This window comes from Pseudobacteroides cellulosolvens ATCC 35603 = DSM 2933, from assembly GCF_001262605.1.
GTDB lineage: Bacteria > Bacillota > Clostridia > Acetivibrionales > DSM-2933 > Pseudobacteroides > Pseudobacteroides cellulosolvens.
The window spans coordinates 4,745,340-4,769,242 of the sequence record NZ_LGTC01000001.1 but is presented as its reverse complement, the minus strand read 5'-3'; the positions used below and the strand labels follow the sequence as shown (position 1 = coordinate 4,769,242).

The 23,903-nt window shown below is 34.9% G+C and carries 22 protein-coding genes, 1 pseudogene and 1 riboswitch; of the genes and pseudogenes, 17 read left to right on the top strand and 6 right to left on the bottom strand.

Annotated features, from left to right (window positions below):
* The first annotated feature begins 576 nt into the window (after positions 1-576).
* On the top strand, positions 577-1,140 hold the full coding sequence (locus Bccel_RS19620; protein WP_036936227.1) for an alpha/beta hydrolase family protein: 564 nt from the start codon (positions 577-579) through the stop codon (positions 1,138-1,140).
* Positions 1,141-1,300: 160 nt separating this feature from the next.
* Here the strand turns inward: Bccel_RS19620 and Bccel_RS19615 are convergent, their stop codons facing one another.
* The 3 genes from Bccel_RS19615 to Bccel_RS19605 all read right to left on the bottom strand — a co-directional run bounded on the left by Bccel_RS19615 (position 1,301) and on the right by Bccel_RS19605 (position 3,276).
* Complete coding sequence (locus tag Bccel_RS19615) at positions 1,301-1,750, bottom strand: GNAT family N-acetyltransferase (protein ID WP_050753655.1); 450 nt, start codon at positions 1,748-1,750, stop codon at positions 1,301-1,303.
* Between the two features lie 68 nt (positions 1,751-1,818).
* The gene (locus Bccel_RS19610; RefSeq protein WP_036936232.1) at positions 1,819-2,301 is read right to left on the bottom strand and encodes a GNAT family N-acetyltransferase; all 483 of its coding nucleotides are present in this window, start codon (positions 2,299-2,301) and stop codon (positions 1,819-1,821) included.
* A gap of 462 nt (positions 2,302-2,763) precedes the next feature.
* Entirely contained in the window at positions 2,764-3,276 is a 513-nt protein-coding gene (locus Bccel_RS19605; protein WP_152966051.1) for a hypothetical protein, read from the bottom strand.
* 271 nt (positions 3,277-3,547) lie between these two features.
* Positions 3,548-3,654: riboswitch (TPP riboswitch) on the top strand.
* A 140-nt stretch (positions 3,655-3,794) separates the two neighbouring features.
* Between Bccel_RS19605 and Bccel_RS19600 the strand changes: the two genes are divergently transcribed.
* From Bccel_RS19600 to Bccel_RS19585, 4 genes are read left to right on the top strand one after another with little or no spacing between them, the layout of a single operon-like run.
* Positions 3,795-4,082 (top strand): thiamine-binding protein, encoded by a 288-nt coding sequence (locus Bccel_RS19600; protein ID WP_036936238.1) that lies wholly within the window; start codon positions 3,795-3,797, stop codon positions 4,080-4,082.
* Entirely contained in the window at positions 4,057-4,818 is a 762-nt protein-coding gene (locus Bccel_RS19595) for an ABC transporter permease (protein WP_036936240.1), read from the top strand. Before Bccel_RS19600 ends, Bccel_RS19595 begins: the two co-directional genes overlap by 26 nt.
* A 5-nt stretch (positions 4,819-4,823) precedes the next feature.
* Positions 4,824-5,855 carry an ABC transporter substrate-binding protein gene (locus tag Bccel_RS19590; RefSeq protein ID WP_036936944.1) on the top strand — a complete coding sequence of 344 codons (1,032 nt, stop codon included), beginning with the start codon at positions 4,824-4,826 and terminating at the stop codon, positions 5,853-5,855.
* 3 nt (positions 5,856-5,858) lie between these two features.
* Complete coding sequence (locus tag Bccel_RS19585; protein WP_276326228.1) at positions 5,859-6,620, top strand: ABC transporter ATP-binding protein; 762 nt, start codon at positions 5,859-5,861, stop codon at positions 6,618-6,620.
* A gap of 131 nt (positions 6,621-6,751) precedes the next feature.
* Here the strand turns inward: Bccel_RS19585 and Bccel_RS19580 are convergent, their stop codons facing one another.
* Positions 6,752-7,207 carry a hypothetical protein gene (locus tag Bccel_RS19580; protein ID WP_036936244.1) on the bottom strand — a complete coding sequence of 152 codons (456 nt, stop codon included), beginning with the start codon at positions 7,205-7,207 and terminating at the stop codon, positions 6,752-6,754.
* A 543-nt stretch (positions 7,208-7,750) separates the two neighbouring features.
* On the opposite strand from Bccel_RS19580, the gene Bccel_RS19575 reads away from it, so the two are divergent.
* Positions 7,751-9,724: a hypothetical protein gene (locus tag Bccel_RS19575; protein ID WP_036936247.1), complete on the top strand. Its 1,974-nt coding sequence runs from the start codon at positions 7,751-7,753 to the stop codon at positions 9,722-9,724.
* Positions 9,725-9,919: 195 nt separating this feature from the next.
* Here the strand turns inward: Bccel_RS19575 and Bccel_RS19570 are convergent, their stop codons facing one another.
* A complete protein-coding gene (locus Bccel_RS19570) occupies positions 9,920-10,888 on the bottom strand; it encodes a hypothetical protein (protein ID WP_050753654.1) in 969 nt (322 codons plus the stop codon).
* 11 nt (positions 10,889-10,899) lie between these two features.
* Positions 10,900-11,535, bottom strand: a complete 636-nt coding sequence (anfO, locus tag Bccel_RS19565) for a Fe-only nitrogenase accessory protein AnfO (RefSeq protein WP_036936250.1) — start codon at positions 11,533-11,535, stop codon at positions 10,900-10,902.
* A 381-nt stretch (positions 11,536-11,916) separates the two neighbouring features.
* On the opposite strand from anfO, the gene Bccel_RS19560 reads away from it, so the two are divergent.
* The 11 genes and pseudogenes from Bccel_RS19560 (at position 11,917) to Bccel_RS19510 (ending at position 23,883) form a co-directional block, all read left to right on the top strand.
* On the top strand, positions 11,917-12,129 hold the full coding sequence (locus tag Bccel_RS19560; protein WP_036936253.1) for a PLDc N-terminal domain-containing protein: 213 nt from the start codon (positions 11,917-11,919) through the stop codon (positions 12,127-12,129).
* Positions 12,122-13,033, top strand: a complete 912-nt coding sequence (locus Bccel_RS19555) for an ABC transporter ATP-binding protein (protein ID WP_050753653.1) — start codon at positions 12,122-12,124, stop codon at positions 13,031-13,033. Before Bccel_RS19560 ends, Bccel_RS19555 begins: the two co-directional genes overlap by 8 nt.
* A gap of 1 nt (position 13,034) precedes the next feature.
* Complete coding sequence (locus Bccel_RS19550; RefSeq protein ID WP_036936259.1) at positions 13,035-13,796, top strand: hypothetical protein; 762 nt, start codon at positions 13,035-13,037, stop codon at positions 13,794-13,796.
* An 83-nt stretch (positions 13,797-13,879) separates the two neighbouring features.
* Positions 13,880-14,419, top strand: a complete 540-nt coding sequence (locus Bccel_RS19545) for a sigma-70 family RNA polymerase sigma factor (RefSeq protein ID WP_036936262.1) — start codon at positions 13,880-13,882, stop codon at positions 14,417-14,419.
* Positions 14,412-14,828 (top strand): anti-sigma factor, encoded by a 417-nt coding sequence (locus Bccel_RS19540; protein ID WP_036936265.1) that lies wholly within the window; start codon positions 14,412-14,414, stop codon positions 14,826-14,828. Before Bccel_RS19545 ends, Bccel_RS19540 begins: the two co-directional genes overlap by 8 nt.
* A gap of 1 nt (position 14,829) precedes the next feature.
* Positions 14,830-15,114: a zinc ribbon domain-containing protein gene (locus Bccel_RS19535; RefSeq protein ID WP_050753652.1), complete on the top strand. Its 285-nt coding sequence runs from the start codon at positions 14,830-14,832 to the stop codon at positions 15,112-15,114.
* Between the two features lie 154 nt (positions 15,115-15,268).
* Entirely contained in the window at positions 15,269-15,709 is a 441-nt protein-coding gene (locus Bccel_RS19530; RefSeq protein WP_036936269.1) for a GtrA family protein, read from the top strand.
* A 90-nt stretch (positions 15,710-15,799) separates the two neighbouring features.
* Positions 15,800-17,416, top strand: coding sequence for an ABC-F family ATP-binding cassette domain-containing protein (locus Bccel_RS19525; protein ID WP_036936272.1), 1,617 nt, complete (start codon positions 15,800-15,802; stop codon positions 17,414-17,416).
* Between the two features lie 16 nt (positions 17,417-17,432).
* Positions 17,433-18,988 (top strand): annotated as a pseudogene (locus Bccel_RS19520) (ABC-F family ATP-binding cassette domain-containing protein).
* A gap of 175 nt (positions 18,989-19,163) precedes the next feature.
* Positions 19,164-21,323: a YcdB/YcdC domain-containing protein gene (locus Bccel_RS19515; protein WP_036936277.1), complete on the top strand. Its 2,160-nt coding sequence runs from the start codon at positions 19,164-19,166 to the stop codon at positions 21,321-21,323.
* 1,057 nt (positions 21,324-22,380) lie between these two features.
* Positions 22,381-23,883 carry a bifunctional diguanylate cyclase/phosphohydrolase gene (locus tag Bccel_RS19510; protein WP_152966050.1) on the top strand — a complete coding sequence of 501 codons (1,503 nt, stop codon included), beginning with the start codon at positions 22,381-22,383 and terminating at the stop codon, positions 23,881-23,883.
* Positions 23,884-23,903: the final 20 nt, after the last annotated feature.

Here is a 23,903-nt window from a genome sequence, read left to right as displayed (position 1 = left end):
TACCAAAAACTTTCAGTGTCATTAAGATAATTATATAAAATTTTAAGATAAAATTTAATGGTTATCTTAAGAAAATACATTAAATTTGTATTACAATATATTTCAACAGTATTTCCATTTTTCTAAAGTAGAAAACCATTTCTTCCAGGGTTAAGGCCCATATGGTTATATTTTTAAAGCTTGCAAGTAATGTAATTACCTGTATTAATAACAATATGTGTATTAGACTGTATATAACATTATTGGATAAAATCATGAAGTGAGTTTCAACCTTGATTGTTGTCATGAGAAATTGTGATGTAGCATACACAATAATCATAAAGACAGCAAAAAAGTCTGATAAAAATTTTTTTGGGAGGAAAAGTTATATCAGTTTATTAAAAAATGTCTTTTTCAATCATTAATTATCATTTTTATCTTCTCCATATCAAGTTTATCCAAACCTGTATCAGCAGAACTATCCCAACAAAGTGGACAGGATCTGAATGGAGACATGGTAATTAATATGGCCGATGTACTTTTGGTCCTGGTGAAAAGCTGGGATTTGATATTGGAATTTTCACCCCTGCCACCTCTGTGAAAACTGATGGTTCACAAACCTCTAAGCCATACCCCGTTTTGATCAATCTTACTTACAGTGCAGAAAAAAATAGTCTTGCGGATGCTTCAGCAGCTTTGTCTCGAGGTTATGCTGTAGTAACCATATCTTACCAGCAATTAGGTGAAGATTCTACTAAATATCGCTCTACAGCCTTTTTTCCAGCCTACCCCGAATATGATTGGCGAGATATTTCTGCATGGACTTGGGGTATTTCCCGTGCTGTTGATTATATTAAGAATGATCCTGCAATTGACAGACAAAAGATTATGATTACTGGTGTATCACGGCTTGCCCAAGCGGTGCTTCTAGCAGGAGCTTTTGATGAACGTATTGCTCTGACCGCTCCGGTGGCTGGGGGTATGGCATTACGCTATTCAGGAAAGGAAATGGGCAGAGGACTTGTACATTTTCGACCTGGCGGCCATGGTATTACTTCTGAGGATTGGTCTGCTATACTTAATTTTGCTGATCAGAAGCTATTAAATAAAAATGGAACAAGAAGATTTGATATTCTTCCGCCTGATAGTCAACTCAAGTAATAATGGGCACGTTTCATCTTTATCCAGTTGATCTTTAGAATGATTATGTTGGATTCATAAGCAAAGATCAAAGATCAACTAAAACTTCCTAGCTTCATATGTAACCCGCTCAATATTGTCACCATGATATTAAAACCTTATGTATATGCTACTTAAATACCTATTTTACTTTTTCAAAATATATAAGAGTCAGATTATCATTCACATATTCTTCTCTTGTCAGTTTGTACCCTAAACTACTGTAAAAATGTATATTTCTCAAACTCTTTTTGCCTGTGAAAAGTGAATATTTGCTACATTGATAGAGCTCTTCTTCTATTTTTTGCATCAACAATTTCCCGATTCCCTTATTTTGATGATCTGGATGAACTATTACTCTTCCAATATAACAGATATCTCCTTCTTTGTATGCTCTTACTGAACCAATTATTTTGTTACATAAAACAGCTTTTAATATCGTCTGATTCAGGTAATCTTCCCTAATCCCTTCCAAAGTTTGAGTTAATGGAGGTATCTGAAAGTCATTACTTAATTTTGCCTCACTTTGAAATGCTAATCTTTGCAATTTTAATATTTCTTCCAAATCCTCATATAATGCTTTTTCAACCATATAAACACCTCCCATATTTGGAGTAAACATCTTAAACACTACCTTTTTACTCTCTATTTTAATTAATCTTATAATACCATTTCATAGCAAAACCAATCAATATTATACATTCTAGTTTCACCACAGCGATGAAACTTTAATTTCTCATACAAAGCCAATGCTGAAGGATTTGACTTGCTTACAAGCATTCGAATTCCATCAAATCCTCGCTTTTTTACATCTTTTATTACATGATCAACAATTACATATCCTAACCCTTGATTCTGCATTGATTGTTTAACACCAACTCTAGCTAACTCACAAGGGTTTTTCATTAAAGAATTCCAAAAAAGATGCTCTAGTTCATTATCAGATCCTGCAGCAGCAGCTGCAATTATATTATCATTATCATCACACATACAATATAAAGAACTATTCTTAATATCATTTTGCACCTCTGCGATAGTAGGATATTCAATACTCCATGCACAACCTGGTGTGCCAATAAGTGATTGATACAAATTAACGATAGATTCTGTATCTTCGGTTTTTGCTAATCTTATATACCTCATAGCTACTCTCCTTTTTTAATAATTTTTACTTTAAAACATTAACAGTGTAAAAAATCTTCAAAATGGCTTTCGTTGGACTAAGCCACACGCACTCATTACGAATTTGGGTTTTGACTTTTTCTTAGCTGTTTTTTTGTATTAGTTAAAGATGTATTTTCATTTATCTAATTAATTTCCGCTTACAACTAAAATTGTATCATTATATGAATACTTTTCAATATTCTAACAATTAAAAACACTTAAAAACCATTTGACTCTATAAATTTCAAAAAAATTTTGCTAATTTATGGCCTATTACTACTCGGGTATCTTACAAATATCAGCGACATTTTCCATTGCTGCATTTACCACATTTTTTGGCATCTTTCTTGAATCTTACATAACAGAAAACTCCTTAATGGTTTATATTGTAACCAGAAAGGAGTTTTACTGCTTGTAAAGAAAAAAATTATTGATTTATTATCATTTTACCAAGTCCACTGTCTCACCAGCACCAATATACATTTGTACTTCGTTAATGGTTTTCTTCTTATTATTGTCTAATGTGTATTCAGTTTTAACAACTACTGAACCAAATGAAGAACCATAATAGCAACAAAGGTGAGCTGTATATTCTGTTACATGAGTTTTTTTCCAAATCCAAAAACCTGAAGTACCTGTAACTTTAGACCATGTAACCTTTCCACTTACATCCTTACTTTGTTTGTCTATTTCTAAATCTCCATTATTTTGTGCATTTATAACTGCATCGCTTGGAATCGTAAATTTCTGATCTCTAGGGATCATTAATGCTGCATCTGCTAAAGCCTTAATAGCACTATAAAAACCTGTCTTATCAACATAATCATCAATAAGAACATCAGCAGTTTCTTCAAGCCAACTTGTTGGTATCGATGTACACATGTAATATCCAGACACCTTAATTGAACCATTATAAATTTCACCACTAGCACTTACATTAAGCATAAAATTCATTATTAATACTACTAAACAAAAGATCGATAATAATTTTTTCATAAAAACACCCCTATATTTAAAATATTTAGTCATTTTTAATGTGCACATCATGGCTTTATTATAGCAGATGTAAAACATAAAAAATTGAATGTTTCGTGCGTATTTTGTGAAAAAAGTTGAAAGTTTTGAAGTGTATATTTAAAAGTATAGGGCCTATATAGGCTAATATCGGCTTTGGATTACTTGTAATTGAATTGATGTTATGCTATTATTAATACATTCTGAATATATTAATGAATAGGGGTGCTGGTTCTGCCGGCTGAGAGTAAGGGTTTTCCCTTCAACCCATAACCTGATCTGGGTAATGCCAGCGTAGGAAATGAGTAGATAATCTAATGCCGCCTATGATGGGCGGTTTTTTTGATGTCTAGGCGAGTTATATGTCTAAGAAATTATGGTGTCCATAATTTCTAACGATAAGTTACAGACGAGACAAAAAACACTTACGTGTTTTTGTGTAGAAAGGGTGATAAACTATGGCAATTGTAAATGTGTCACTTCAAGTGATTCCAAATGTGCCTGAAAATCAGATTTATTCTGTTGTGGATAAAGTCATTGAAATGATAGCTACAAGTGGTGTCAAATATGAGGTTGGACCAATGGAGACCACAATGGAGGGTGAGCTTGATTTTCTTATGGAAATTGTCAAGAAGGCACAAGATATTTGTGTGTCTGAAGGTGCAAGCAGAGTTTGTTCTGTAGTTAAAATTGATTACAAAAAGGAAGGCGTGACCATGGATGAAAAGATTTCGAAATACAGATAATCCTTTTTATCCAGTGATAGCATTTATTGTTTTTATTATCGTATGGGAAATAGTAACAAAGGCAAATAACATAAAAGAATACATACTCCCATCTCCTTCAGCCATTCTGAATGAGTTTATAAAATCCAGCGATCTTTTGCTGTACCATTCATTGACAACATTAACAGAGGCTGTCATAGGCTTCGTATTGGGTATAATATTGGCGGTCTTGCTTTCTGTTATAATGAGTAGTCTGAAAGTTTTCCGCAATATTTTTTACCCTTTTATGGTTCTTTCGCAAACGGTGCCCATTATTGCAATTGCTCCATTGATTACAATATGGTTTGGAATAGGTATTGTATCAAAACTAATTATATGTGTTTTGGTGGTTTTTTTCCCGGTAGCCCTAAACTTGACCGAAGGGCTGAATTCACATGACAAGGACCTCGAGGAATTACTTAAATGTATGAATGCCAGCAAACTCCAGATATTCACAAAATTAAAGCTGCCTACAGCATTGGTTTACTTCTTTTCAGGGCTTAAAATTGCAGCTGCGTATACTGTTATGGGGGCTGTAATGTCTGAGTGGACAGGAGCTGAAAGCGGACTTGGTATTTTTCTTACGCGTTCTATGAAGTCTTTTAAGACTGCTGCAATGTTTGCAGATATTGTACTTATTTCTGCTTTTAGCCTCTTATTATTTGTGATTATAAGCATAATAGAGAAAAGAGTTATTAAATGGAATTTGAAAGGATGAATAACATGAAAAAAAACATACTTGTATTACTGTGCCTGGCAATTATTTTTACTATGGTTACTGCCGGCTGCGGTACAAAAAGAACTGAAGCCCCAAAAGAAACCCTTCCGGCATCTAAAGGCAGTTCTGAACTTCAGAAGGTTAGCTTTGTACTTGATTGGACTCCCAATACAAACCATACAGGAATTTATGCTGCTAAAGTAAAAGGCTATTTTGAAGAAGAAGGTTTGGATGTTTCTATAATTCAGCCTGGCGAATCTTCAGCCGATCAGCTTGTAGCTACCAACACTGCACAGTTTGGAATAAGCTACCAGGAAGGTGTTACCTTTGCACGAGCTTCAGGTATACCTTTAGTATCACTTGCTGCTGTAATACAGCATAACACATCAGGATTTGGTTCCTTAAAAAGCAAAGGAATCACTTCACCAAAGGATTTTGAAGGCAAGAAATATGGTGGCTGGGGTTCTGAAGTTGAAGCTGCAATGGTAAAACAAGCTGTCAAAGCTGCGGGCGGAAATCCTGAAAAGGTTAAAATACTTACAACAGGAACAACAGATTTCCTTCAGGCAAGCGAGTCAGGACAAATTGATTTTGCTTGGATATTTGAGGGATGGGACTATACCAATGCCTTAAATAAGGGAGCTGAGATAAACTATATCCCACTTAGGGAACTTTCCGACGTTTTTGACTACTATACTCCCGTAATTGTTACAAATGAAGACAACATAAATAACAATCGTGCTCTTGTTGAAAAATTCATGAGAGCTGTCCAAAAAGGCTATCAGTTTACTATTTCAAATCCTGATGCAGCAGCAGAATACTTGCTCCAACTAGCACCTGAGCTAAATAAAGAGCTTGTAATGAAAAGCCAGAAATATCTTGCATCAAAATATAAGGATGATGCACCTTATTGGGGCATGCAAAAGAAAGAAGTTTGGGAAAAATATATGAAGTGGCTTTATGAAAACAAATTTATCGATTCTGAAATTGATGTTGAAAAAGCATTTACAAATGATTTTTTGGGGACAGGAAAATAAGGCATGTTGAAAATGAACACTAAAATTGAAATCAAAAACTTAAAAAAAATATTTATACGAAATAAAGAAACACTTGAGGTCTTAAGGGATATAAACTTGGTTCTGTGTGAGAATGAGTTTGTATCACTGATAGGCCCAAGTGGCTGTGGTAAGAGCACTATACTTAGAATCCTTGCGGGTCTGGAAGAAGATTTTTCTGGAGATATACTTATAAATGGAAAAACCACAAGTAATTCTTCAAGTCAATTTTGCTATATGCCTCAAAAGGATCTTCTTATGCCATGGCGAACAGTATACAAAAACATTATCCTGCCTCTTGAAATAAATGGTAAACTTAATAGTGCTGAAAGCCTTGGAGTTAGAAACCTGATAAAGGAATTCGGTCTTGAAGGTTTTGAAAACTTTTATCCTTCGGAAATATCTGGCGGAATGAGGCAGAGAGCCGGTTTGCTTCGGACTTTTTTGATGAAAAATGATATAATGCTTCTTGATGAGCCCTTCGGAGCCCTAGATGAAATTACTCGTATGAACATGCAGGAATGGCTTCTAAAGGTATTAAGCGAGCATAAAAAAAGTGTGCTCTTTATAACACACGACATTGAAGAGGCAATTTTTCTATCAGATAGAGTGTATGTTTTATCTGATAGGCCTGCCTCTACTATAAAAACTGTAGATATAGAATTTCCAAGACCAAGAACAAGAGAAATGCTTTTATCTAACGAATTTCTCAAATATAAGGACATTATATTGAAATCACTATTTTAGATTTAGTGTAATAGAAAACCAAATACAAAGTAATAAAACAAAAGTACCTATTAACTAAATCTTCAAAGACTTGCTTTCAAAATCGGCACACAGATGTGCATACCTGTTGTTCTGTGATGGATGATGCTTCCTTACTCTTGCTCTGTAAGGGATTTACCTAGAATAGCCTCTAGGTCCTTTATCAATGATTTTTTACTACCAATATACTCAACAATTGTTTTTTCCTTCTTAAAAAAGTGTGGTTTATCAACCCAACTGATTAGAGCATTACCAATGCTGTATCCATCCTTCGATATCGTATTTGCTTGTGATTCTGCAACATCAGAATTCTCAAATTCATATATTGCTAACATTTCCCCATCCACTTTTATTCGCTTTGCATAAACCGAAAAAAATGAGTGAGCTACTTCATCTTTATGGGGTTTTATATATTCAATCTTGTAGTTTTTATCTTCAAGAGCATGTATCAAATCATTTGATGATCCTATAATGTAAGTTTTTTCTTCTGATTTATGCTTGCAACCTCCAAAAACAAGGAGTAAAGTCATTACAATTGCAAGTAACAATATTGAACCTAATCGCTTCATACTCATCTCCTAATCTTTAATAAATGGCTGTTTTATTATAACTAAAAAGTAAACCCAAATAAATCCCGTGCAGGACGTGCGGTCTAGTGCGTCATCTTTCGTCGGCTTGAACAACGCCGCAATGGCTTAAGACGCTGGGTGAACTGGACCTACATAGTCCTTCTTCATCGTCGGCACTTTCAGTGCCCAGTGAACCCAAGTCGGGTGCTTGCACTTAGCCGGTGCGGTGTGGGCGGCATACTTAATGCTCTTTCCCAGAGACCTTGCTTCGTGAATCACTAATCCGCCCCTAGCGATCATGCATTGTTCTATATCGGCATCTTCATATTTCAATTTTATCAGATTGTATCCATTTCAGTCCATTAATTGTCTTGATTTATTTATATTTTCTGATGAATACTTCCATAAAAATTTCGCTTACTCAACATATTATAATTATAAATATAAAAGAGTAATACATACTGTACAAATCGACCAAAATGATATACACTTAAAGTGTTAACAAAGTATTACAAGTTTAAAAATATTTAGGGGGTAAACGCTATGAGAAAGACACTTATTGCTGTTGTTGTATTTGTTTTTTTGACAGGATTATTGGGTATTACTCAGAATGCTTATGCTGAGGAGAATCAAATCTCGGAACAGACAATAATATCAGGCAGAATTCTAAAGCCTGATGGAATGTCGTTTGAAATGCAAGAAGGAACATATTTAGGTGTTAGACTAAAGTACTTCAATTCCAACTCTGAATATGGCTTAACACAGGTGCCAGTAAATGAAGACGGTACATATGAATTAGCATATGAATTAGCCAGTGGGGAATATGAGCTTGTAGTATTGATAGAGGGTAAAAATATTCCATATGTCAATTCACTGCCAGATCCAATACAGGTTACTTCGGGGCAAAAATACAATAAGGATTTAAAATTGTCTTATCCTGAAATATCCGGCAGAGTTTTAACTAAAGAAGGTACACCTTTGGAAATCTTTAAGGAGACATATGTAGACGTTGAACTTGGATGCACCGCTAATCAGGATTTTCGCAGACTTATAACCGTATCAAATGATGGATGTTTTAATTTTGGAGGGGGATTGCCTTCTGGTGAATATTATTTAAAAGCAATTGCCCGTGGAGATTGTAAATATTTGTACTCAGAAATAATTAATATAGATTTCCAAAAAGGGAACAAGGTAACTAAAGACATTTCCCTTGGGAGAGCTAATGCCACAGGAAGAATACTTAAACCTGACGGTACATTATATAAGCCTGAGGGATATGCTTATTCACTTATCTATTTTGACAAGGTTGGGGAAAATACTTTCGGGCAGTATCAAACCGGAGGAATGGAGGGATATTACAACTTTGGACTTCTTCCGGATGAAGGGGATTATATATGCAGGCTGATACCTATGGGAGATGATAATCCATATGCTGCATCAGAGCCTGTAGTAGTTCACTTATCCCCTGATAAAACTGTAGTTCAGGATTTGGTATATACAAGCCCAATGCTGGAAGGGAAGGTATTAAGTCCGGATGGAAAAAGTCTTGGAGATAATGTGGCTGGAATTGAGGTGGAATTAAGATCTACTGAAGCACCTCATAAACTGCAAAATAAGGTATCGGTAAATAGAGACGGCAGTTATAGAATAGGTGGAGTTCCAACGGGTGATTATATATTGAAGGCAATAAATAATGATGTCTTTTATTCACCTTATACTGACAGTGTGGAAACTAGAATTAGACTTGATGAAAAAAGTGGTATAGCTGTAAAGGATATTAACCTTTCAAAACCTCAAATTAGAGTATGTGTCTATAATACCGATGGAATGGTGCTGACAGTTGAAGAAAATTACTTTATCGATGTTAGCTTAAAAAATGTAGATGGAAGGGTTGAAAAAAGTCTATGCCAGACTGCTGGAACATTTAACCTTGGTGGATTTCCAGAGGGAGATTATTATATGGAAATAAAATCATTTGAGCATGAGTACATAAAGTCAGAAAAAGTGAAAGTACATCTAACACCAGGAGAATTGGTAAACCTGAACATGTTCTTAAAAGATATAAGTAAGAAAGTGACGGGAACAATAAATACAAACTTTGAGGCTAGCAGCTATAATGTTTTAAGAGATTTTAAGGTTGAGATAGAAGGAACGGAAATAAGCACTTTCACTAACTCTCAAGGAAATTTTGTGATTCCAATGGCTCCTGACAATTCAAAAAGCTACACTTTTGTTATAAGCAAGGATGGTTATTTGATAAGAAAAATTAAAAATGTCGTTGTATCTGACGATATAAGGCTAAGTGTTAATAATGGACCTATTATAATGTATGGCGGTGAAATTATAAAGGATGGAATTATAAATTTAGCAGATATAATGGAATTTGTAAAAAGGTTTGCAAAGCAGGTAGACAATGAGAGTGCTGATAAAGCGTGTGATTTGGATAATGACGGATGTATAAATCTTAAGGACATAATGATTGCTGCAAATAATTTTAACAAGTCTACAGATGATTAAGGCATTAAGGTATTAATAAAAGGGCTTGATTTGAAGACCCTGAAGTTTTGATGCTTTTACAGGTGTAACTTACTAAGGGATGAATGAAAAATTACTTCCGCTGTGCCAAATTTATAGCGGAAGTAATTTTTTGATCATGACTTAAATGGCTTAAAATCAAGCTTTTAATGATCTGTTTATATGGTTGTTTATATGTTATGGTAAAGTGCATGAGCTATAAGCTTTACATGAACCACAGTCTCCGCAGCTACTTGCATAATCTGTAAAAAAGCTGGGACTAACCTCGAAGGAATGCTTATCTATATCATATCTTGCACTATTATTGAAAATTACTTGGTTTCCTTTAAATTCAACAGTTAATGGACTAATCTCCTTTTTATCCGGAATTAAAGGGTTTGGAACAAGTCTTGGTTGGTAAGATGTATCAGTTCCACTTGGGACAGTTACTGTAATTTTATCGGTTGATGTCATAAGGTGTATGACTTTGCCGCTGGTGTCAAATCTTAGCGAATTTGTATCTCCGTTTATACCAATTGCAGATGCGTTAAATGCTTCTAGTTTGCCGATTGGTGTATCTACACCAACGGGAATATAAGGTTCTAATGACTTTATTGATCCATCACTATAGAATGTGCTGCCTATTCGTGCATATATTGTTTTACCTGATGGAATTGAAACTTTTAACCGATCTTGAGGCCACAATGTCAGACCTTTAATTGCACCTGACTCATAGAAATAGATAGATATGGCCTTTGTTTTTATTGTTTCATTACCTATTTTCAGAGTGAGTTCAGAGGCCATTTTATACTCATCATCCTCACTCCAATATCCTGTTATCTTTCCGTTTAAAGGAAATAAACGTTTTATGGCTCCGCTTTCATAGAAACTTATAAGTTCAGCAGTAAAAGTACCTGCAGGGGTTCTTATCAGGGTTTGCTCCTCTAGAGCAATGGTTTTTAGTGCTCCGCTTTCATAAAAGGACATGGATTTTGTAAACTTTTTTCTGGGGTTGCTATCATCGTACTGTGCTAATAAAACACCGTAATTTGTGGGTATTTGATTAAATGAATTCAGAGTACATTCTCTTATGCTTCCGCAGTCATAAAATTCACATCTTGAAAGCCCATTTAATATACCATACTTTGTGGTTAATGACATCTTCACAACTATCACCTCTATTCATTGCAGGTTTTTTTGGCTATTATTACTTTATATTTGTTTTCCGAAAGCTTTATTACTTCATGATTTAGATTAAGCTTCTTAAATTCTACCTCAAACCATGGAGGAACATGGCTGCATATAACTTCCAACTCATGAAAAGTTGTAGTTTTAAGAAATGGAAGAAGTGCCTGTTTAGAAGTCAGTGACGTTTTTTTGGCTAAAAGCTTTTGGAGATCAAAAAAGTAATTTCCAGAAATTTTATTTTCAACAGGTGCGGTATCAATATCTTCAGTATTATCAATACAGCAGCATGCTATATCAGTATTTTTGGCTTCAAGAATACTTTCTAAAAGTGATTCTGAGAATTCATTGTTTTCGCATATATCAAATCCTTCCTTGTCCATAATGTTGTAAGGTATTCCGGAAATCTCTCTGGCTACTACAACCTTGACATCCTTTATAAGATTTATAAAGGTTACAAGCTGTTCTCTAAAAGCGGAAATACCTTTTTTCATATCCAGAAAAATACAAAATTGTTTATCTGTTATCCATTTCTCTTCTTTTTTTTGAAAAACTTTGACTATGCTTGGGTTGAAAACTGAAGTTGTTTTATTTTCTTCATTAAGGAAAACAGCTATTTTAAGTGACATTTTGATTCCCTCCATTTTAAAATAAATAAAAGCCTCTAATTGGTAGTCCTAAATAAGACTTGCCAATCAAGAGGCTTCGTGGCCTAAATATTCATAAATATGATTATAACTATTCTATGCTTTAAAAAATTAATTTGTATATATAATTATATTATTTTGTGTATTGATGTGCAAGATAAATTTTATATATTAAAAGTGTTATTAATCTTACATTTGGCGGAGCAAATAACGAACGGTTCAACGGGATTTGCGACAGACAAATGTAAGAGATTAACCACTTTTAATAATAGTGAAAAATAATTTCAAATTTTTTAAAAAATATTTGAACTATTTTTTTACTCAATCGTCACACTAACAAATAAAAAAGAGGAGTGATTTTAAATGGGTGATATGAGTAATGCAGAAATGATAAAACTATTAATACCGGTGGTTGTGCTTCAGGAAGGCTTATTTGTATATTGTTTAATTGACATTTTAAGAAAAGGAACAAGAAATCTAAATAAAATAATTTGGATAATAATTGCGATAACTGGAACCATTGGATCCATTGCATATCTGCTGGCTGGAAGGAAGAGGTGGGATGATAATGATTAAAATCGAAAACCTTCATAAAAGATACAAAGGTCATAAGGTCCTTAAGGGACTCAATATAGAGGTCAATAAAGGAGAAATATACGGATTTATAGGACATAACGGGGTTGGCAAATCCACTACAATGAATATACTTGCAGGACTTATCAATTTTCAGGAGGGAAAATGCATTATAAATGGAAGAGATAGTTCTTGCAAGGGACTTAGGAATAAAGACATAGGTTACCTGCCTGAAGATCCCAAGTTTTACCCTTATATGAGTGCATGGGAGTATTTGGAGTTTATTGGAAGGATAGGCGGGGAGGCAGGTAACATTATTAAAGAAAAAGCTGCAAAGCTCCTTGAAAGAGTAAAACTTGAAAAAGCGGCAAAAAGGCCTATTGGGGGTTATTCCAGAGGAATGAAGCAGAGGCTTGGTCTAGCTGTAGCCATGTATCATGATCCCTTTGTATATCTTTTAGATGAGCCATCCTCTGCACTTGACCCTGAAGGCAGGCTGGATATGGTAAATATTATTGAAGATCTAAAGAGCCAGGGAAAAACAGTTTTCTTATCCACTCATATTTTAAAAGATATAGAGAGGGTTTGTGACAGGGTTGGGATAATAAATGACGGAAAGATCGTTGTTGAAGATAAGCTTGATTCTCTTATAGGTAAATACATTCAGCCTGTATACGATATTGAGTTTCTGAAAAAGCCTGAAAAAGATATTTCCGACAGGCTTATTAAACTGGATTATGTGGAAAAGATTGATGTTCATGACAATAAGTTTAGTATAACTATAAAAAATGTTGAAAGAGATTCTAAAAATCTGCTTAGAGAAGTAGTAGAATCCAATACGTGTGTTACTTCTATCAATTTAAGAAGGAACAGCCTGGAGGAAATATTTATGAAGGTGGCGAAATAAAATGAAAAGTTTAAATGCATTTTTAAGAAAAGAGTATATTGAGGCAGTGAGGACTCATAAGTTTATAATTATAATTGCAGCCGTAATGTTTTTTGCAGTAGCAGATCCCGCCATGTTAAAGCTTTTGCCCCATATTTTAAAGAACCAGATGGAAATGATCGATATCAGTAAGATGAAGTTTGATCAATTTACAGCTATGGCCAATTACACAAAGGACCTTTTTCAGATAAGCACTTTTGTTATAGTACTGGCTTTATCAGGATTGATTGCAGGTGAAAAAAATAATAAAACATTGACAATACCGGTTTCAATGGGATGTAACGCTTATGGAATAGTAGGAGGAAAGTTCTTACTATATGGAATATTCACAGGTATTGTCTCTATGGCAGGTATGTTGACATCGTACTATTATTCAGGCATAATATTTGGAAATAGCTTTGGTATTATTCCGGCATTAAAGGCTGGTGCACTTTATGGGTTGTATTTCATGTTTGTTGTGAGTGTTGTTAGCTTTTACAGTAGTTTGGTCCAAAAGACTTTCATTGCAGGAATTATGTCACTTGTAACAATATTTTTGATGCGTGGTGCAGAAGGGCTATTCAATTTTAAAAGGCTTTTTCCCACATATATACTGGGAGATGCCAATACATTTAACGCAAGCTTGCAATCTGATACTATTATTTCCATAGCCATAACCCTTTTGGCAATTATAGTACTTAATTTGCTTGCAGCATTGAAGTTGAAAAGGACTGAGCTCATATAACTCTTTATGGGTTTTGGAGTAATCCATAATATTTTAATGATTTGTTAATACCTAATGCTTTTTAAGAGGAAGGGGTAATATTATTGCTTGAGGCTGAACTGCTTGAGTTGGCTAAATCAGGTGACAGAAATGCTCTTAAAAATCTTTTGGAAGCCAATTACAAGGTGGTCTATGGTTATCTTTTAAAGCTAACCATGAATGAAGAGTTGACAAGGGATTTGACTCAGGAAACCATGGCCAGAGCTATTGGCAATATAAATAAGTTTAAGGGCGGATCCAAGTTTTCTACCTGGCTGGTTTCCATTGCATCAAACCTATTTAAGGATGCAATGAAGAAAAAAGGGCAAAACCATGAAGATATAGATGAAATAGTGAACCTGGATGCAGGTGAAGATGTAGAGGAAGCTGTGCTCACAAGAGAAATGCTTATGGGTTTAAAGAAGGCATTGGCATCTATTCCGACAGAAATGAGGCAGGCCTTTATTCTAAAACACTATTACAATTACAGCTATGAGGAAATAGCAAGCATACTGAACTGCCCCATTGGGACTGTGAGGTCAAGGATTCACTACTCAATAAAAAAGCTAAAATCGGTTTTGGACGGAGGTATTTCTAATGAGTAAATGCTGTAAAGAATATGAGGATATTCTTATAGATATATATTATGGAGAAGCGGAAATTAATGATGAAATTAAGGCCCACATTGAAAGCTGCAATAATTGCCGTGAATTTCTAAATGAAATGGAAGGGCTTGGGGATCAACTAGCACTTTTAGATATGGATATACCAATTGATGATTCTCTTATAAGGAATGCATTTAATTCTGTAGATGAAAAGACAGCAAAAAAGAGAAAGATAATTGATTTTCTGCTTTTTTTGGTAATGTCAATTGGAATATTCTCTGCCATTTTTGTTCTTGCATATAAGGGATATGGGAAATACCTGCTTTATGGACAGATCGGGATCTTCTTTTTAGCACCGTTTAGCTTAATAGCCTTTTTTAGGGGAAGAAGATTAAAGGAGGGAATGTAAAATGAAGGAGTCATTTTCTTATTGGATGCTGATCCCTCTATTTATTTTGCTTTTTACCCAGGGAGCATGGATTTTTAATGATGCTTCCAAAAGAGGACATAATAAATGGTTATGGGGATTATTCGGGTTGTTGAATGTACCCTCAAATCTAATTGTTTATCTCATCGTTACAAGAGCTGTGCCAAAGTCAGGCCCATGCCAGGACTGTGGAAAAAAGGTCAGAAATGATTATAGATACTGTCCTCACTGTGGTGTTTCCAACAGCAATTTTGGTAAAAATAAATAAATTTTATATATGGACCTTTACAGTTATTATATAAAAAACTCTTGGAAAAGAGTTTTTTGACTTTTTAAACTATTGCTATTATAATTAATAGAGGTTTGGCAATAACAAAAGAATAATTGATTTTAATCAATTTTAATATATAATGGAGTAGTTAATGTTGAATATTATTAACAAAGGATTGCTGGAAGAAGTAAAGAGGATTATAAGTTTTTCCATTATAGGTATACTTAATTCACTTATAACATGGTGTGTAGATGAAGGTTTAAACAGCCTTTTTAATGTTGGCGGAAATGTATCTTATTCAATAGGCTATTTTGCGGGAATGGTAAATTCATATATCCTTAACAGCATATTCACATTTAACAGCAAATCGGATTTTAAAAAATCCAAAGGTAAGATGGTAAAGTTTTTTGTTATTAACATACTCTCATATTTGGCTTCACTTGGAGCAAAGAACCTAGGAGCAATGCTATTTTCAACCGAGAATTTAAATTGGATAAACAGTCTTTATGGAATTGCTACAGCACAGGTGGTAAATTATCTGGGTTACAAGTTGTGGGTTTATAGAGATAAGGTTAAAAATAAAAATTTATAATATAAATTGAGTATATTATTGCATACCTCTGCCATGCGGAGGTATGCATATAATATGCCGTAATTTAAAGGAAGGCAGGTTAAAAAATAAATGATACATGCAAGCGGCATATCTCTAAGGTATGGAGGACGTGCCTTATTTGAAAATGTTGACATTAAATTTACAGCTGGTAATTGCTACGGGCTTATTGGTGCCAATGGTTCGGGTAAATCAACTTTCTTAAAAATCCTTTCAGGAGAAATTGAAGCGAATAAGGGTGAGGTTATCATAAGCCCTGGTGAAAGACTGGCTGTTTTAAAGCAGAATCATTATGAGTTTGATGAATTTGATGTGCTAAAGACAGTTATAATGGGACATAAGAGACTATGTGAAATTATAGATGCAAAAGAAATCCTGTATGCGAAGCCGGAGTTTTCAGAAGAGGATGGAATCAAAATTTCGGAACTGGAAGCAGAATTTGCAGAGCTTAATGGATGGGAAGCAGAGTCTGAGGCTGCCACTTTATTAAATGGTCTTGGAATAGGAGAGGAACTCCATTACAAAAAAATGAAGGATATTGACGGAAACCAAAAGGTCAGGGTACTTCTTGCTCAAGCCTTGTTTGGAAATCCTCATGTTCTTCTTCTGGATGAGCCTACCAACCATTTGGATATTGAGTCAATCACGTGGCTGGAAAATTTCCTGTACAACTTTGAAAATACTGTTATTGTTGTATCCCATGATAGACATTTTCTAAATAAGGTATGTACACATATCGCTGATATAGATTTCGGCAAAATACAGATGTATGTTGGAAACTACGACTTCTGGTATGAATCAAGCCAGTTCGCACTCCAACAGGCAAGGGATGCAAACAAAAAGGTAGAGGCCAAGATTAAAGATTTGCAGGAGTTTATCCAACGCTTCAGTGCAAATGCATCAAAGTCCAAGCAGGCTACATCACGTAAGAAGCTTCTTGATAAGCTGACGCTTGAAGACATAAAGCCGTCTTCCCGTAAATACCCCTTTGTGGATTTCAAGCCGGACAGGGAAGCTGGTAACGATCTGCTTTTAGTATCCGGATTAAGTAAAACTGTTGAAGATGAAAAGCTTATAAACGATATGAGCTTTATTGTAAATAAGGGTGATAAAATAGCATTTGTAGGACCTAACGGACTTGCAAAAACTACTTTGTTTAAAATTTTGACTGATGAAATACAGGCGGACAGCGGGGAATTCAAATGGGGTATAACCACTTCCCAGGCATATTTTCCAAAGGATAACTCATCATATTTTGATGGAGTTGACCTTTCACTGGTTGACTGGTTAAGGCAGTATTCCAAGGATCAGACAGAAACATTCCTTAGGGGCTGGCTTGGAAGAATGCTTTTCTCTGGGGAAGAAGCTTTAAAGAAGGCTTCTGTACTCTCCGGAGGTGAAAAGGTACGCTGCATGCTGGCAAAAATGATGCTTTCAGGTGCAAATGTTCTCATTCTCGATGAGCCTACAAACCATCTGGATTTGGAATCTATCACCGCATTAAACAACGGACTTATAAACTATAAGGGAACAATCCTGTTTGTTTCACACGACCATCAATTTGTTCAGACTGTAGCTAACAGGATAATGGAAATTACTCCTAAAGGCCTCATAGACAGACAGATGACTTATGATGAATATTTGGAAAGTGAAGAGATAGCAGCTCTGAGAAAGAGCATGTATGAATAAAGGATAAGGGAGTCTTATGAGCATTTTAAATGTTGAAAATGTGAATCACGGTTTTGGTGCCAGAAAAATACTGGAGAATGCATCATTCCGTTTATTGAAGGGAGAGCATGTAGGTCTTGTTGGAGCTAATGGAGAAGGCAAGACCACCTTTCTTAATATTATAACAGGCAAGCAGATTCCGGATGAAGGAAAAGTTGAGTGGTGCAACAGAATTACAACCGGTTATCTTGATCAGCATATGGTGCTTACCAAAGGAAAGACTATAAGAGAGGTTCTGCAGGAAGCATTTCAGCATATGTATGATTTAGAGAAGGAAATGCTTGAGATTTATGAAAAAATGGCTGAAGCATCTCCCGATGAATTAAATGCCATGATGGAAGATGTGGGCGAGATTCAAAGTGAGTTGGAGCACGGCGGGTTTTATATGATAGATGTCAAGATCGAGGAAGTTGCAAACGGCTTGGGATTAGGAGAAATCGGCCTTGACAAGGATGTCACCAATTTGAGCGGAGGGCAGAGGTCAAAGGTTCTTCTTACAAAGCTGCTGCTCCAAAACCCTATGATAATGATTTTGGACGAGCCTACCAACTTTCTTGATGAAAACCATATATACTGGCTTAAAAATTACCTTAAGAATTATGAGAACAGTTTTATTCTGGTTTCCCATGATATACCGTTTTTAAATGAGGTTGTGAATGTCATTTACCATGTGGAAAATGCTGTCCTTACAAGGTATTCAGGTAACTATGACCAATTCCAGCAGATGTACCAGTTGAAAAAGCAGCAAAACCAAATTGCTTATGAGAAGCAGCAAAAGGAAATTGAACGCCTGGAGGATTTTGTTGCAAGAAACAAAGCCAGGGCAGCTACAGCTACTTTGGCGAGGAGCCGCCAAAAGAGACTGGATAAGATGGATATCATAGAAAAAGATATTGAAAAGATCAAGCCTACATTTAAGTTCAGAGAGGCAAGGAGTCCAGGCAGATACGTTTTCCAGGCAAATGATCTTGTTATAGGTTATGATGAACCTCTTACCAAACCTCTTAACGTTATACTGGAGAGGGGCAAAAAGGTTGCGATAAAGGGCGTGAACGGCCTTGGAAAAACAACATTATTAAAGACCCTTTTAGGTATTTTACCTCCTGTATCCGGAGGTGTTAAGCTGGATGACTATTTATACCCTGGCTATTTTGAGCAGGAGTCGGAATATGGCAATACAAGGACGGCTTTAGAAGAAGTGTGGAAGGATTATCCCGGCATGTCAAATGCAGAAGTAAGAGGGCCTTGGCCAAATGCGGGCTGACCAACGAACACATTACCAGCCAGATGATGGTGCTAAGCGGTGGTGAAAGTGCAAAGGTAAGGCTTTGCAAGCTTATGCTTAAGGATATTAACTGGCTTGTGCTGGATGAACCTACAAACCACCTTGATGTAGCTGCAAAGAGTGAACTTAAGAATGCACTCAAGGATTTTAAAGGTACAATACTTCTGGTAAGCCATGAACCTGAGTTTTATGAGGACTTTATAACAGATGTTTGGAACGTGGAAAATTGGACCACCAAAATTGTTTAGGTGTAAATTTAGATAAAAAATAAAAGGCAAAGAAACTGAATCTTTGCCTTTTATTTTTTTAGAAAGTTTTCTTTAAAATATTTATAAAAGTTTCTTTAAATTTGCTTAAAAATGGAACTAATATCATAAATATTAAGTCTAACAAATAAAAAACAATAAGAAAGGGTGTATCAAAGTGAAAAGAAAAATATCAATATTATTATCAGTAATCATGGTTTTATCTGTACTTTTTTATGTGAATGCTTTTGCCGGTGTGGACAGTGGTTTGGAGAATGCTGTAAAGCTGGTAAAGAGCAAAATAGATATTCCAGCTGATTATAAGGTTTTTAATTTTAGTAATGGAACTGAGAGAAATAAAAAAGTGTGGTCAATGGATTGGAGTACAAAAGAAGGAGGCAGTGCCATAAGTGTCACTGTGGATGAAAAGGGCAACATAATCAGGTACAATAACATGAAGCCTACATTAGGCCAAAGGACTCAAAAGCTTCCAAAGTTAAGCAAACAGGATGCAAAAGCAAAAGCAGATGCATTTATAAAGAAGGTTTCTTCCGAGTACTTCTCCCAGGTGAGGTATTTAGAGAATATGAACAGGAGTTTAATGGATATCACATACAGCTTTAATTACACAAGAATAGTAAATGGCATATTATTTCCAGCAAATTACATAAACGCATCTGTAAATTCAGATACTGGTGAAGTTCTTTCTTATAGTGCTGTATGGTCTGAAGACGCAGTGTTTCCTTCCACTGAAAAGCTGATTTCGAAAGAGGAGGCTCAAAAGGCTTATATTGAGAAGCTGGGATTGGACCTATACTATAATCTTATAATGGAGGATGGAAAAAAGAGAATATATCCAGTGTATTCGCCAAAAAGACCTTTATATTATATAGATGCAATAACAGGTGAAAAGGTAGAGGTACTTTTTGATAATTCGCCTTATTATGGCGGCTATGAAATGAGCTTTAGTTCAATAGGGGGGCTGAATGAAAAGGGTGCAATGGATCAAGTTTCTCTTACCCCTGAAGAAGCACAAGCAATTGAGAGCGTTTCAAAGATTATATCTAAGGAAGAGACAGAGAAAAAGCTAAGGTCTATTAAGGCATTAGGTATAACTGATGAGTATAAGTTATTGGATGCTACCATAGGGAAGGATTACAGTGATAATGAAGGCCTGATATGGAGACTGAATTTTGTAAAAGATGCTAAGGATAAATTGTATAAGGACTCTGTAAACGTAAGTATAGATGCGAACACCGGAGAGATCAGGGATTTTTGGATGAATTTCAGCAATAGGGACAATGAAAAAGCCAAATATGACAAGGAAACAGCTAAAGCAGCAGTGGAGAAATTTATAAAGGAAATTGAGCCTGACAAGTTTAAAGAAATTGAGCTTGACGAACGTTCCAATCAAGATGAGAAAATTGCTTTATTGGCAGGTATTCAAAGCGAATTTCGCTTTAACTATGTTAGAAAAGTAAATGGTGCAATATTTCTATCAAATTATATGTCTCTTCGGTTTGATGCTGTTACAGGAAAAATAGTAAGCTACAATATGAATTGGGACAAAGTAGAATTCCCGTCTCTGGATAAGGTTATACCAATAGATAAAGTATACTCTAAGCTGTTCAATGATGTTGGATTGCAGCTTCAGTACAAACAAAGCTATCCACAGGAATACTTGATGAAATTTCCGGAACTAGGCAATGATAAACAGGAAATAAAGCTTGTATATACTTTGAATTATGAAAAGCCTTCAACATTTGATGCTAATACTGGAGAAATGCTTGGAGAGGATGGCAAACCTTATAAGGGGCCGAATAAATATGAGTATAAAGATATAAAGGGGCATTATGCTGAAAAGTATATAAAAATACTGGCTGAGTATGGCATTGCCTTTGATGAAAGTGAGTTCAAACCTGACAGCAAGATAGTGCAAAAGGACTTTATCAAGATTTTATCAAGCATCATGAATTTTGGATATGGTATTAATATGCTTTCTACAAAAGATAGCAAGCAAATTGATGAGATGTACAAGGTCATGATCAGGGAAGGAATTGTGAAGGAATCGGAGAAGGCACCTGATTCACAGGTTACGAGAGAAGATAGTGTCAAATTTATTATAAGGATGTTAAAATATGATAAGGTTGCAGATATAAAAGGAATTTATAACTGCAATTACAAGGACAAAAATAAAATTAATAAAAACCTTATAGGCTATGTTGTAATTGCAGATGGGCTAAATATTATAAAGGGTTCAAATGGTTACTTTAACCCTCAAAGGTCTTTGACCCGAGCCGATGCATTTATACTTGCGTACAATTATCTTCAGAATTGAAAATTATAGTATTTTTGTGTAACTGGAAGGAAGCTATAACTAATTAGGCATAATAAACCAAAATATACTATAAATAGACTAGATATAAGAAATTAATAATGTTATAATGAAATTGGTTAAAATTATACCAGTACTATACAGATTTGCTATTTTAAAACATGGTTATAGCTAGATTATATTATGATTTTAATTTATATTTTATATATTTAGTCATGATCAAAAAATAACTTCCACTATAAATTTCGCTCATGTGTTGACTTAACTCGTCAACACCGCTGTAGAAAGCGGAAGTAATTTTTCATTCGTGCAGTAAGATAAAAAGCCCATAAGCAGCAGTAGTCTTAACGGATTGTGTTCAGGATTTTAATCACTTTCATTGTGGCATCTTAGGAAAATCAATAAAATCCATAGGATTCGATCAGGGAAGATATACAGGGCATAAAGCGATTTTATATCTGCTGTCATTATTAGAATCGTTAAATCTAATCGATTTTAATTAATGGGAATCGCTAATATATTATTAAAATTTTTTGAAAGGGTGATCGTTTACATGTTTTTAGGAGGTTTATTGGTAGGGGGGTTTTTAGGATTTGCTTGTGCAGCCTTAGCAAGGGCAGCAAGTCTTAACAGTGAACTGAAGGAAAGTAATTAATTTCAGATCGGTGTCCTCCATAAGCCGGAGGCATGTATTTGCTCCGGCTTTTCAATAAACTTAAACGTGTTATTATGAAGATTATTACAGTTATTTACAAGCCTTATGCTAAAAGCATTTAGGCTTTTTTTATTGTCGTGGGAAATTATAGTGTATTTATAGATTTAATGTAAAAAGATTATCTGATAAGATTACAAAAAAGGCTATCGGAAATTGCTTTAAAATGTTAATATTGATAAAGGACTTTTTTGAATTATATATGTTACGAAAAAGATTTACATTGGCAAATGCAGTTGAATCGTCTGCATTTGCAATAATTAAAAATGTAAAATGATTATTGAAAAGATGGAAATTTATAGCGTAAGTTGTATTAGAGTAATTAATGTTTAATGCTGGGGTGCATATATGCATAGAATGGACAGATTTTTGAATTTCATAAGATATATTGGTGATGAATATCTTGGTAATATATTTAAAATTACGGAATTCACCATGATTTTACTGTATTACATAACGTTTATGGTTTTTTTTGCTCAGAATATGATACCTACTGAGTTATATACTATTATAGGACAAATTCAAGGTTTTTTAGCTCTATATGCGGCTTATAGATTTAGATTTTTCGGTTTTGCAATAGTTGTATCATTTGAGGTAGTTCAGGCTGCTTTTATAGTTAGCAGGTTAATATACGAACCTAATTTAAGTTTAGTTGCAGGTGTGGTATCAAAAATTCTAACTATTATATCAATGATAATTGTGGCACTTTTGTCAAATAAACAAGAGCTGCAGAAAAGAGATCTTAGGAGACTGGCAATTACTGATGATTTGACTGATGTATATAATCAAAGGTATTTTAATGCAAGCATTTTTAATGAATTGGAAAAAAGCAAAAAAAAGAGAAAAAGCCTTGGATTAATATTGATTGATGTTGACAATTTTAAAAAATATAATGATATCTATGGTCATGAAATGGGAGATGAAGTGCTGAAATCAACAGCTTCCCTCATAAAGGTTGCTGCCGGCAGCGAGAACTTGGTATTCAGATATGGCGGAGATGAGTTCGCAGTGCTTTTACCAAATTCAGATCAGTTTAATACAACCAGAGTAGCTGATAACATCAGAAGAGAGTTTGAGTCGCAAAGACATTTTTGCTATACTGATGGTATTGGAAGTCAGATATCTTTATCAATGGGAATATCTCAATATCCTGATTTGGCAACTAACAGGGATGAACTTATGAATCAGGCAGATATGGCACTTTATCATTCCAAGAACCTGGGAAAGAATAAGATACATTTTTATCAGGATGTTATCTCCAGGATAAGGAAAGGTATAAGCAAAGACCACCAGCATCTTATTGGTGTATTCAAGACACTTTTAAGCACAATTTCAGCAAAGGATACATATACACTTGGACACTCCGAGAGGGTTTCTACATATGCGGTAATGCTTGGAGAAGCATTAAACCTGGGCCTTAATGAAATCTCTATTCTGCAATATGCAGGGCTTCTGCATGATATTGGGAAAATAGAAATCCCCAAGACAGTACTTAACAAATCCAGCAGCTTGACTTGTGAAGAATTTGAACTTGTTAAAATGCATCCTGTATATAGTGCAAATATTCTTGAGTCTCTGGCAGATATAGATCAATTGGTTGACTTTGTTAAGCATCACCATGAGAAATACAATGGCACTGGTTATCCATCGGGTTTATACGGCAGTCATATCAGCTTGGGAGCAAGAATTCTTTGTATTGCAGATTCCTTTGATGCAATGATTTCAGAGCGTCCATATTGTAGTGCTATGAGTGCTGATGAGGCTTTAGAAGAGCTGGAAAGGTGTGCCGGCCAGCATTTTGATCCAGAGCTTGTAGAAATTTTTTCTTCGATTATGAAGGCAAAAGTTTAGGTATGTTGAAAAAATCACTT